General features: G+C 44.8%; 11 protein-coding genes and 1 tRNA gene. 2 read left to right on the top strand and 10 right to left on the bottom strand.

What is annotated here, in order from left to right; genetic code table 25:
• Positions 1–254 precede the first annotated feature (254 nt).
• Genes atpB through atpE (WC882_05545) form a run of 8 tightly spaced genes read right to left on the bottom strand, consistent with a single transcriptional unit; the run spans position 255 to position 7,127 of the window.
• Positions 255–1,808, bottom strand: a complete 1,554-nt coding sequence (atpB, locus tag WC882_05580; GenBank protein ID MFA5843104.1) for a F0F1 ATP synthase subunit A — start codon at positions 1,806–1,808, stop codon at positions 255–257.
• Between the two features lie 23 nt (positions 1,809–1,831).
• On the bottom strand, positions 1,832–3,196 hold the full coding sequence (gene atpD / locus WC882_05575; GenBank protein MFA5843103.1) for a F0F1 ATP synthase subunit beta: 1,365 nt from the start codon (positions 3,194–3,196) through the stop codon (positions 1,832–1,834).
• Between the two features lie 42 nt (positions 3,197–3,238).
• Positions 3,239–4,153, bottom strand: a complete 915-nt coding sequence (atpG, locus tag WC882_05570; protein ID MFA5843102.1) for an ATP synthase F1 subunit gamma — start codon at positions 4,151–4,153, stop codon at positions 3,239–3,241.
• Positions 4,154–4,164: 11 nt separating this feature from the next.
• Positions 4,165–5,673: a F0F1 ATP synthase subunit alpha gene (gene atpA / locus WC882_05565; protein MFA5843101.1), complete on the bottom strand. Its 1,509-nt coding sequence runs from the start codon at positions 5,671–5,673 to the stop codon at positions 4,165–4,167.
• Positions 5,674–5,683: 10 nt separating this feature from the next.
• Positions 5,684–6,088, bottom strand: a complete 405-nt coding sequence (gene atpH, locus WC882_05560; GenBank protein ID MFA5843100.1) for an ATP synthase F1 subunit delta — start codon at positions 6,086–6,088, stop codon at positions 5,684–5,686.
• 28 nt (positions 6,089–6,116) lie between these two features.
• Complete coding sequence (gene atpF, locus WC882_05555; GenBank protein ID MFA5843099.1) at positions 6,117–6,623, bottom strand: F0F1 ATP synthase subunit B; 507 nt, start codon at positions 6,621–6,623, stop codon at positions 6,117–6,119.
• Positions 6,624–6,650: 27 nt separating this feature from the next.
• Positions 6,651–6,866, bottom strand: a complete 216-nt coding sequence (gene atpE / locus WC882_05550; GenBank protein ID MFA5843098.1) for an ATP synthase F0 subunit C — start codon at positions 6,864–6,866, stop codon at positions 6,651–6,653.
• 45 nt (positions 6,867–6,911) lie between these two features.
• Entirely contained in the window at positions 6,912–7,127 is a 216-nt protein-coding gene (gene atpE / locus WC882_05545) for an ATP synthase F0 subunit C (protein ID MFA5843097.1), read from the bottom strand.
• A gap of 315 nt (positions 7,128–7,442) precedes the next feature.
• Here atpE (WC882_05545) and WC882_05540 point away from each other — a divergent pair.
• Positions 7,443–7,517, top strand: a tRNA-Asn gene (locus WC882_05540).
• A 380-nt stretch (positions 7,518–7,897) separates the two neighbouring features.
• Positions 7,898–8,170, top strand: a complete 273-nt coding sequence (locus WC882_05535) for a PH domain-containing protein (protein MFA5843096.1) — start codon at positions 7,898–7,900, stop codon at positions 8,168–8,170.
• A gap of 4 nt (positions 8,171–8,174) precedes the next feature.
• Here the strand turns inward: WC882_05535 and WC882_05530 are convergent, their stop codons facing one another.
• On the bottom strand, positions 8,175–8,309 hold the full coding sequence (locus WC882_05530; protein MFA5843095.1) for a hypothetical protein: 135 nt from the start codon (positions 8,307–8,309) through the stop codon (positions 8,175–8,177).
• A gap of 81 nt (positions 8,310–8,390) precedes the next feature.
• On the bottom strand, positions 8,391–10,484 hold the full coding sequence (locus WC882_05525; GenBank protein MFA5843094.1) for a copper-translocating P-type ATPase: 2,094 nt from the start codon (positions 10,482–10,484) through the stop codon (positions 8,391–8,393).
• Positions 10,485–10,567 lie beyond the last annotated feature (83 nt).

Here is a 10,567-nt window from a genome sequence, read left to right as displayed (position 1 = left end):
TAGGAGCACTACAGCAGGAAGATTTCTCATGTTTTTTATTCATACACGAGAAAATGACACAAAAAAGAAACTTTTACAGATTTAAAAGAAAATATTCTTCAACCAAGTTTCGTTAACTATCCCGCCCTGGCAGAGTTTTTGCCTCAATTTTTAGCTTAAATAAGCCGTTTTAATTTTAAAAAACGTATTATTCCCACCCACGAAAAAATCTTCAGCCATTACTGATATTCAACATTTTACCCAAAGTCACTCCACTACGCTCCGTGCGTGGCCCCTTCATGCGCCTCATGACCTCCATGCCCCGTGGTCGCAACTTTCAAGAAAATAAGCGTCAAAAAGGAAAACACCAACGCCTGGATAAATCCGACGAAAACCTCCAAACCGTAAAACGGCAAGGATGCCGGCAACCACCACGGCAACAGGAACGCGATAACGGCCAACAACACTTCTCCGGCAAACACATTACCGAAAAGACGAAAGGTGAAGGAAATCATCTTGGCGAATTCGGAAAGGATCTCAAGCAAACCCACAAAACACCCGATCGGATCACGAAACGGATTCACAAAAAACTTGCCCGCATATCCTTTAAATCCCAACAACGAAAACCCAAAAACCTGACACGCGGTCACGGAAATGAGCGCGAGCGCAAAGGTCATATTCACATCGGCAAACGTAGAACGAAACACCGGCACAAACATTTCATGCCCTTCGTGTTCTTCCCAAATCCCAATACTGCTGAATCCGGGAAAAAGCCCCATCCAGTTGGAAATCAATACAAAGAAAAAAATCGTGGCCACCAACGGAAAAAACTTTTTCGCCTTTTCACGATCCCCTATCACCCCGGCAAAAAAATCAAAAAAACCGCCAATCAACGCTTCCACAACATTTTGAATCCCGGACGGAACCATGGCGTATTTTTTACGACGCACGAGCAAGGCGATAATCGTCAAAAAAACCAACGTCATCACCGCGGTGATCAAGGTATTTCGAACCTCAAACGTACCGATGTGAAAAATAGTTTCTGAAGCGAGTGTTGGGGGAACAAACGTATTGGACATGTTAGAGTCGAGCGTTATTAAGTTAAGGTTTCAGATTTGGTTTTTCGATTTTAGATTTTGGCTTTTGAGGCATACCTTGGACCACGATGTCCTTGGTCTTGGTATAAACCACGAACATAGACGACGTAAGAGCGAACAAAAACCCGATGAAAACGAACAAAGGATAACTATCGAAATGCTTATCAAGCAACACGCCTCCAACTCCGAACAAAAGCATAGGAATCACAATCATGTACCCAAGGGTCAGCGCGAGTTGATACGCGGACCACACTTTTCCATCATTATCATTATTGTTGGGGACATTTTTCATGAAGAACGAGAATCAAAGGACGAAGAACCATGTCGACGTTTTCGAGCAATACGAACACGAGAAAGCGCACGTTCCATTTCCGCCACGGCATCCGCATACCCTTCCACATCGCCACGTTTTTCAGCCATCAAGGTTTGAGCACGCACACGAGCTTCTTCCGCACGTTTTTCATCAATCGCTTCCGCCCGTTCCGCCGCATCGGTAAGCAAGGTCACGGTCTTGCCATCCATTTCCAACACTCCGCGCGTCACAGAAAAGAAAGTGATTGCTCCGTCTTTTTTAATACGTAATTCACCGGGCACAATCGCGGAAATAATGGGCAAATGATTCGCCATCACCGTGATTTCCCCTTCGGCCGTCATCACAGAGACACTCTCCACGATGTCCTTGTACAGGACCTTTTCCGGCGTAACGATTTTGAGTTCAAAGGTTTTGCTCATCAGAAAAAATAAAAATATTTAAATTATTTCACATCATCAATCCCGCCTTTCATGTAGAAGGCGCCTTCATCCATGTGGTCCCATTTGCCTTCAAGAATTTCTTTAAATCCTCGAATCGTCTCGCTGAGCGACACGTATTTCCCGGGATGTCCGGTAAAGGTTTCAGCCACGAAGAACGGCTGAGATAAGAATTTTTGAATCTTACGAGCGCGGCGCACCGTGAGTTTATCGTCTTCGGACAATTCTTCCATACCCAAGATGGCGATGATATCTTGCAAATCTTTGTAGCGTTGAAGAATGCGTTGCACGCCACGAGTCACGGTGTAGTGCTCTTCTCCCACAATCGCGGGATCCAAAATCGTAGACGTGGAATCGAGAGGATCAACGGCAGGATAAATTCCCAATTCAGACAAAGCACGAGACAACACGACCGTAGAATCCAAGTGACCGAACGTGGTGGCAGGTGCGGGATCGGTCAAGTCATCGGCAGGCACGTACACAGCCTGGATGGAAGTGATGGATCCTTTTTTGGTGGAAGTGATGCGTTCTTGAAGCGCTCCCATTTCCGTGGCCAATGTCGGTTGGTAACCCACAGCAGAAGGAATACGACCCAAGAGAGCGGACACCTCAGACCCGGCCTGAGTGAAACGGAAGATGTTATCGATGAATAAAAGCACATCTTGTCCGGCTTCATCACGGAAATATTCAGCCATGGTCACTCCGGTCAAAGCCACACGTTGACGAACGCCAGGGGGTTCGTTCATTTGTCCGAAAACCAACGATGTTTTTTCCAAAACGCCGGATCCTTTCATATCGTAGTAAAGATCATTTCCTTCACGACTGCGTTCTCCGACCCCGGCAAATACGGAAAGTCCTCCGTGTTCCTGAGCAATGTTACGAATGAGTTCCATAATCACGACCGTTTTTCCCACTCCGGCTCCCCCAAACAACCCCACTTTTCCTCCTTTAATGATCGGACAGATGAGGTCGATGACTTTAATTCCGGTTTCAAGAATTTCGGTTTTGGTGGATTGCTCGGCAAACGAAGGCGCGGGGCGATGAATCGGATATTTTTTCTTGGAATTCACTACCGGAAGATCGTCGAGCGGCGTGCCCAAAGCATCGCACATGCGACCCAACGTTTCCGGGCCCACAGGCACTGAAATCGGGGCTCCGGTGTTCGTCACATCTTGATGGCGCCTGAGACCATCGGTGGTTCCCATGGCCACGGTGCGCACCTCATTCCCTCCCAAATGCTGTTGGGTTTCAAGAACCAGGGTGGTTTCCCCAATTTTTACCTCCAACGCATCATACAATCGCGGAAGTTCTTCCCCTTCGAATGAACAGTCGACGACAGCTCCAATGATTTTTGTAACTTTGCCTGGCATAAAAATAAGAAAGTTAAAAAGTGAAAATTTTTGAAAATAAAATTATCCGATGGCGGCAGAGCTGGAAGCGATTTCAGCGATTTCCGCCGTGATCGCGCCCTGACGCACTTGATTGTAAGTTAAAACAAAATCCGACAACAAATCATCCGCCGCCTTGGTGGCATTTTGCATGGCCACCATGCGAGCGCTGTGCTCGGATGCCGCGGTTTCCAAAACGGCTTGATACAATTGGACTTCAATCAACTGAGGAATGATGTTTTGCGCAATGTAATACGGAGAAGGCTCGAGTTTATAATCGATGTCTTTTTCCACCGGCGCTGCAATTTTTGTGAATTTGGAACCCAATTCACTCAACATTTGTTCGAAAACGACGGGGGAAAACGGCAACAATCGGCGCGCCACGGGTTTTTGCAACAACATGGATTCAAAATCCGGATAAATCACATACACTTGATCGTAATTGCCTTTATCAAACCCTTTAAGCGCAGTGCGGCTCAATGGAAAAATATCGGAAAACTTGGGATGCACGGAATAGGCGGGAAAAGCCATGTCCACGGTCTTGCCCATACGTCGCAAAAAGTCCGCGCCTTTTCGACCCGAGGTCACAAAATGAATCGCGGCTTGCGGATAATCCTTCTCAAGCGAAGCGATGAGATGCGTGGTTTTGCGGAACAAATTGGTATTCAACCCTCCGCACAACCCTTTATCCGTGGTGAACAATAAAACCAAAACGTTTTTCACGTCACGATCCTTTAAATACGGATGAGAATCTTTTTGCTTTTTGGATAATTTTGCCAAAATATTCATGGCCGAATATCCGTACGAACGCAGATTCACGGCATTGTCGACCGCTTTTTTCATCTTGGACGTGGCCACCAACTCCATAGCCTTGGTGATCTGGCGCGTGGAGCGAATGGATTTGATTTTCCTTCGAATGTCTTTAATGGAATTTCCCATGAAATTTTAAGTTATTCAAAAGTAATTTCAGAATTGAACTCAGCCAATGCTTTCTTAAGTTGTTCTTCAATGTCGGCCGTGAGCTCTTTCTTTGTTTTAATATCCTTCAAAAGCGGAGAATACTTGGCATCGAACCAGGTGTATAATTTTTCTTCATATTCTTTGACCTTGGCCACCGGCACTTTTGCCAAATAATCATTGATCCCGGCGTACAAAATCACGACTTGCTTTTCCACCGGAACCGCAGCGTATTGTTTTTGCTTCAAAATTTCCGAAAGACGATCGCCTTGATTGAGTTGTCTTTGCGTGGCTTCGTCAAGATCGGAACCGAATTGAGCAAACACCGCAAGTTCACGATATTGAGCGAGTTGAAGTTTCAAACGGCCGGCCACTTTTTTCATGGCTTTGGTCTGAGCCGCAGATCCCACACGAGAAACCGAGATACCCACGTTCAAGGCCGGGCGAACTCCTTTATAAAACAAATCGGATTCCAAGAAAATTTGCCCGTCTGTGATGGAAATGACATTGGTCGGAATGTACGCGGACACGTCTCCGGCTTGCGTTTCAATGATTGGCAACGCAGTGAGAGAACCTCCGCCGTATTTTTCATCCAATTTACAAGCACGTTCCAACAAACGAGAGTGGAGATAAAACACGTCCCCGGGATACGCTTCACGACCCGGAGGGCGTCGGAGCAACAAAGAAATTTCACGATAAGACCAAGCGTGCTTGGATAAATCGTCGTACACCACAAGCACATCTTTTCCTTTATCCAAGAAATATTCACCCATGGCGCACCCGGCAAACGGGGCAAGATACGTGAGAGACGCAGGATCACAAGCCGAGGTACGAACCACAATCGTATAATCCATGGCTCCGTTCTTTTCCAACTCCGCCACAATTTTCGCGACCTTGGATTCTTTTTGTCCAATGGCCACGTACACACAAATCATGTTTTCACTTTTCTGGTTGATGATGGTATCAATCGCAATCGCGGTTTTTCCGGTTTGACGATCACCAATGATGAGCTCGCGTTGTCCTCGACCAATCGGAATCATGGAATCCACGGCTTTTACCCCGGTTTGAACCGGAGTGTTCACGCCTTTGCGTTTGATGACACGAGGCGCAATCTTTTCAATCGGATAAAATGTATCGGTTTTAATTTCGCCTTTTCCGTCTTGTGGGTTCCCGAGAGGATCCACCACGCGCCCGATCAACGCCTCCCCCACCGGCACGGACAAAATTTTGCCTGTAGTGCGAACTTCATCGCCTTCTTTAATACCTTTGTCGCTTCCGAGAATAATGGCGCCCACGCTGTCTTCTTCAAGATTCAACGCCACGCCCACTTGCCCATTGGCAAAATGGACCATTTCTTGCGACGCCACGTCCGCAATGCCAACGATGCGGGCGATTCCATCCCCGACTTCGAGGACGTGTCCCACTTTTTCCACTTTGGCGGCGGATTGAAATTTTTCAATTTGCTCCTTAAGGGAGTCTAAAATTTGATCTTTGACCTGCATAGTTTTGAAATTAGGAATTAATAAGATTATTTTTAAGCGTATCCAAACGAGTTCGAACCGTTCCATCCACCACACTGTCTCCGAATTCAAGCTTCATTCCCCCGAGCACATGCTTATCGGCCTTAACCGCGAGCACCACCTTTTTCCCCAACGCTTCTCCGATCAAACGAGTAAGATCTTTCTCTTCTTCTTGAGAGGGCTCATACGGAAGGGTCACGCGCACTTCCACAATCCCGCGCTTGGCCAACCAAACCTCCTTAAATATGCCGGGAAATCGTTTGATGAGTTTTCCCTGTTTACGGCGGACAAAAACACGCAACACATTTTGCATGCGATTCGCGGTTTTTTGGGCGTCATCGCCTTCGTGCACTGCCTCGGCAAGGGCTTTCGCATATTTTTGGATCGAAATTTTCATACTTTATATATAAGACAGATACAAAAAATTATCTACGAACCCCGGCCAATTCTTCCTTGATCGCTCCTTCCAAACGTTTTTGATCCGCGGTCGCGAATTCTTTTCGTAAAATTTTCTCGCAACTCTTTACAATGAGTTCAGCCACTTCTTTTTTCACTTCACGCACCATTTGCGTCTTTTCCGCATTAAGTTCCGCACGATAACGCGTGGCAATCATAGAAACTTCCTTCTTGGTATTGGCGAGAATCTTTTCACGTTCCTCTTCTCCATGCGCCTTAGCTTGTTCAATCACAGCCATGGCTTTTTTGGAGGCCTCAGCCAAAACCTCAGCGCGTTCTTTTTCCAATTGCGCCAATCGTTCCTCGATGCGGCGCGTGTCTTCCACATTTTTCTCAATCATGGACTTGCGTTTGTCGAGCAAATTCAAAATCGGCTTATAAATCAAATACGTCAAAATCGTGAGCAATACAACAAACGTCACGATTTGAGTGAGTAAAAGTTTTACATCAATTCCTAGTTTTTCAATGAGTTCCATAGGAGCAAAAATTTAACGAGTGACGAATTAAACGAATTTGATGATCAAAGCAATGACCAAAGAGTAAATAGCGATGGCTTCGCAGAACGCGATGGCCAAAATCATAGCGGTTTGGATCACACCTGCGGCTTCCGGGTTGCGGCCGATCGCTTCCATGGCTTTAGACGCTAAAAGTCCGATTCCGATGGCTGGGGCGCTTCCGCCGATCGCAATGGTGAACGCTACAAAGAAATTCTTGTCCATAATAATGATGAATAAAAAATTAAAAAAAGATGAACGGATGACGAATTAAACGAATTTGATGATCAAAGCAATAACCAAAGAGTAAATGGCGATGGCTTCGCAGAACGCGATGGCCAAAATCATAGCGGTTTGGATCACACCTGCGGCTTCCGGGTTGCGGCCGATCGCTTCCATGGCTTTAGACGCTAAAAGTCCGATTCCGATGGCTGGGGCGCTTCCGCCGATCGCAATGGTGAACGCTACAAAGAAATTCTTGTCCATATAAAAAAGGAATAAAAAATTAAAAAATGAAGACAACCGCATTAGGGTAGCAACAATCCACAGAAAAAATCAATACTTATTGATTTGACTGGAAAATAAAAGATGGGACATTGTCAAATGAAATAGACTTAACCAACGTCAAATACAGATTAAAGCCTCTCCCCCACACCCATTGCCGTGAAAAACGTTGAAAAACTAAAACAAGTTCTTTATAGTAGCCCCGCAGTTTCGCACAACGAAACGAAGGGGCTCCCCCACACACGAAGCGCCAGCGAAGTGCGCTCCCCTTCATTTCCCCATCTTTCACATTACTAATCCCGGGTAGCGCAGTGGTAGCGCAGTTGGCTGTTAACCAATTGGTCGTCGGTTCGAATCCGACCCCGGGAGCCAACACTTTACAGGTTAAAAAACACCCGAATCATCAATTGAATTCGATCTTTTTAGTTTTAGTTTCAAACCAAACCAACCCTTTTATTCTTGGCACATCCATTTGATTTTCCTCATAGTTGAGTTATACAGAGGTTACATTAATGAAAAAATTTCCCATGGATCAATCTTTCTTCAGAAAAATGGAACCCATAAGTGACAGCTTGTTTATTTTAATTTTCAAGCTATTCCTAATCTTATTTTTATCAAGCCTTGCCTATACTTTTGTCGATATTTTTTTACTGAAAGAAAACATGGGATCAGACCATTTCTATCATTTAAATCTTTTCCTGCTTTCCCTTCACATAATCAAATCTATTCTCCAACTATTTTTACTATTGCTCGTGCTCCTGCACTGGCTGTCTCATAAATACTTCATCGATTATGCCGATAAAAAACTAATTGAGCGAAAAGGATTTTTTAGCACAAAAGAAAAATTATTCGATCTTAAAAACATCCGTGAGATTCAAATCAATCAGGGACTTTTTGGAAAACTGTTTCACTATGGAGATATCCTTTTAAGCGCCTCGGCCTCTGGAGGATATCAAGAAACCATTTGCCTTAAAAAAATTCAAAACCCACGAGAGAGTATGGAAATTTTAAAAAGCTGTATTTAGAACTTTATTTTTTCCCAATATATTTCGCAAAAGCAATCACTCCTAAAACCAAAAAAGTCACTACTAAAACATACGTGACCCAAGAAAAAGCCATCATCCCGCTCCCGTTCACTCCACTCATCATATTGTAATCCATCATGGTTAAAAGGGTTTAAACATATAAATATATCCAAAGGATACAGAGTTCCATGGGAAAAAAGTAATAATTCCGTTGCCATCCCTATTTGCTTATGCTCTTTCTCAAAAGTTGAGCATTGATGGCCACAATGATAGTGCTTAAGCTCATGAAAACAGCCCCCAACGCAGGCCCTAGAGTAAACCCAAAAGAGTAAAACACACCCGCCGCAAGAGGAATCGCGATAACATTATATCCGGTAGCCCAAATCAAATTCTGGATCATCTTATTGTACGTGGCTTTCCCGAATAAAATAAGCTTGGCAATGTCTTGAGGATTACTGTTCACAAGAATGATATCCGCGGTTTCGGCAGCCACATCCGTACCGGAACCAACCGCAATCCCCACATCGGCCTGCGCCAAGGCAGGAGCATCATTCACGCCATCCCCTGTCATGGCCACAAATTCACCTTTTGCCTGAAGCTCCTTAACAATCTCCACTTTTTGATGAGGCAACACTCCGGCATAATAACCATCCAACCCCAACTCATCACTCACCGCCTTTGCCACGCCTTCATTATCGCCGGTGGCCATCATGACTTTAATTTTATTCTTTTTAAAAACACGAATCGCCTCGGCACTTTCAGGTCGTATTGAATCCGCCAAAGCAACATATCCCGCCAAAACATTATCAATAAAAACAAAAACTACGGTTTCCGCCCCATGACCAAAAGCCCCTTTCGGAATCTCAATATTTTTATCTTTCAAATATCCGGGACTCACCACTTTAATTTCTTTGCCCTCCACCTTCCCTTCCACTCCTTTTCCGGGGATGGCGACAAAATGTTCCAAGGAAGGAACGGGAATTTTTTCTTGTTTTATTTTATTCATAATTCCAACGGCAATGGGATGCTCCGAACTTTGTTCTAATGCACTGGCGAGTCGAAGAATTTCAGGAGAAAAATAATGAGTTGAAACAGATTCAATTCGTGTAACCCCAAAATCGCCCCGAGTGAGCGTCCCGGTTTTATCAAATAAAAGAGTGGTGATTTTCCTCGATTCTTCAAATGCTGTTCGATTTCTTATCAATAAACCGTTTTGAGCTGAAATCGCCGTAGATATGGCCACAACAAGTGGAATAGCTAACCCCAACGCATGAGGACACGCAATCACCATGACCGTAACCATCCGCTCCAAGGCATACACAAAAGGAAACCCAAGCGCCAACCAAACCGCCAACGTTCCAAACCCGATAATCAAAGCAATATAAGTAAGCCATTTGGCCGCCCTATCCGAAAGATTCTGCATTTTGGATTTTGACTTTTGCGCCTCCTGAACCAACGTGATTACTTTATTGAGATAGCTGTCTTTCCCCGTGTGTTCAACCTTAATTTTCAAAGAACCATTCCCATTGATAGAACCCCCGATGACTTTCATCCCCACTTCTTTTTTAACAGGCTTTGATTCGCCGGTGAGCATGGATTCATTCAAATAGCTCTCCCCTTCCGTCACAATCCCGTCTGCCGGAACTTTTTCTCCGGGTTTCACCAAAATCGTATCGTTTTGTTGTAAATCTTCGAGTTGAATATCTTCCACATGCCCTTCCTTTCCAACACGATGAGCTTCAGCAGGCATCATGCTGACCAACAATTGCAACGCTTTGGAAGCCCCCAAAACCGATTTCATCTCAAGCCAATGACCCAACAACATGATATCGATCAACGTTGCCAACTCCCAAAAAAAATCTTCCCCAGGCAAACCAAACACCGTGGCTGAGCTATAAAAATAGGCCACACTGATGGCCATCGAAATAAGAGTCATCATTCCAAGCCCTTTACTTTTTATTTCAACCCAACATCCTTTTAAAAAAGGCCATCCTCCCCAAAAATAAACCAAAGAGGAAAGACTCAACAAAAAATAGGCATTCCCGGGAAGCAATAATTCATATCCGAAAAATCCCTGAATCATGGGAGAGAACACCAAAACAGGAAGTGTGAGAAGAGCAGACACCCAAAATCGTTTTTTAAAATCATCAATCATCATTTGATGATGATCATGTCCCTCCATTCCCATGGTTGGAGAATGTCCTCCATGACCGCCATGTTCTTCGTGCGCAGAGACGTGAGCATTGTGATGTTCGTGCTCGGAATGATCGTGATGCTCATGTTCATGCGATTCATGATGTTCGTGTACGTTCATATTTCAATCATATAACAAGCGCTCATTAAAAACCACTGGCTCTTTGAACCACGTTCGGATATCGTACACCAGGCCGAGCCAAT

The sequence above is a fragment of the Candidatus Gracilibacteria bacterium genome (assembly GCA_041658685.1).
Taxonomy (GTDB): Bacteria; Patescibacteriota; Gracilibacteria; order UBA1369; family UBA12473; genus JBAZZS01.
The sequence above is the reverse complement of the archived record's forward strand: the minus strand, read 5'-3'. Positions and strand labels throughout refer to the sequence as shown.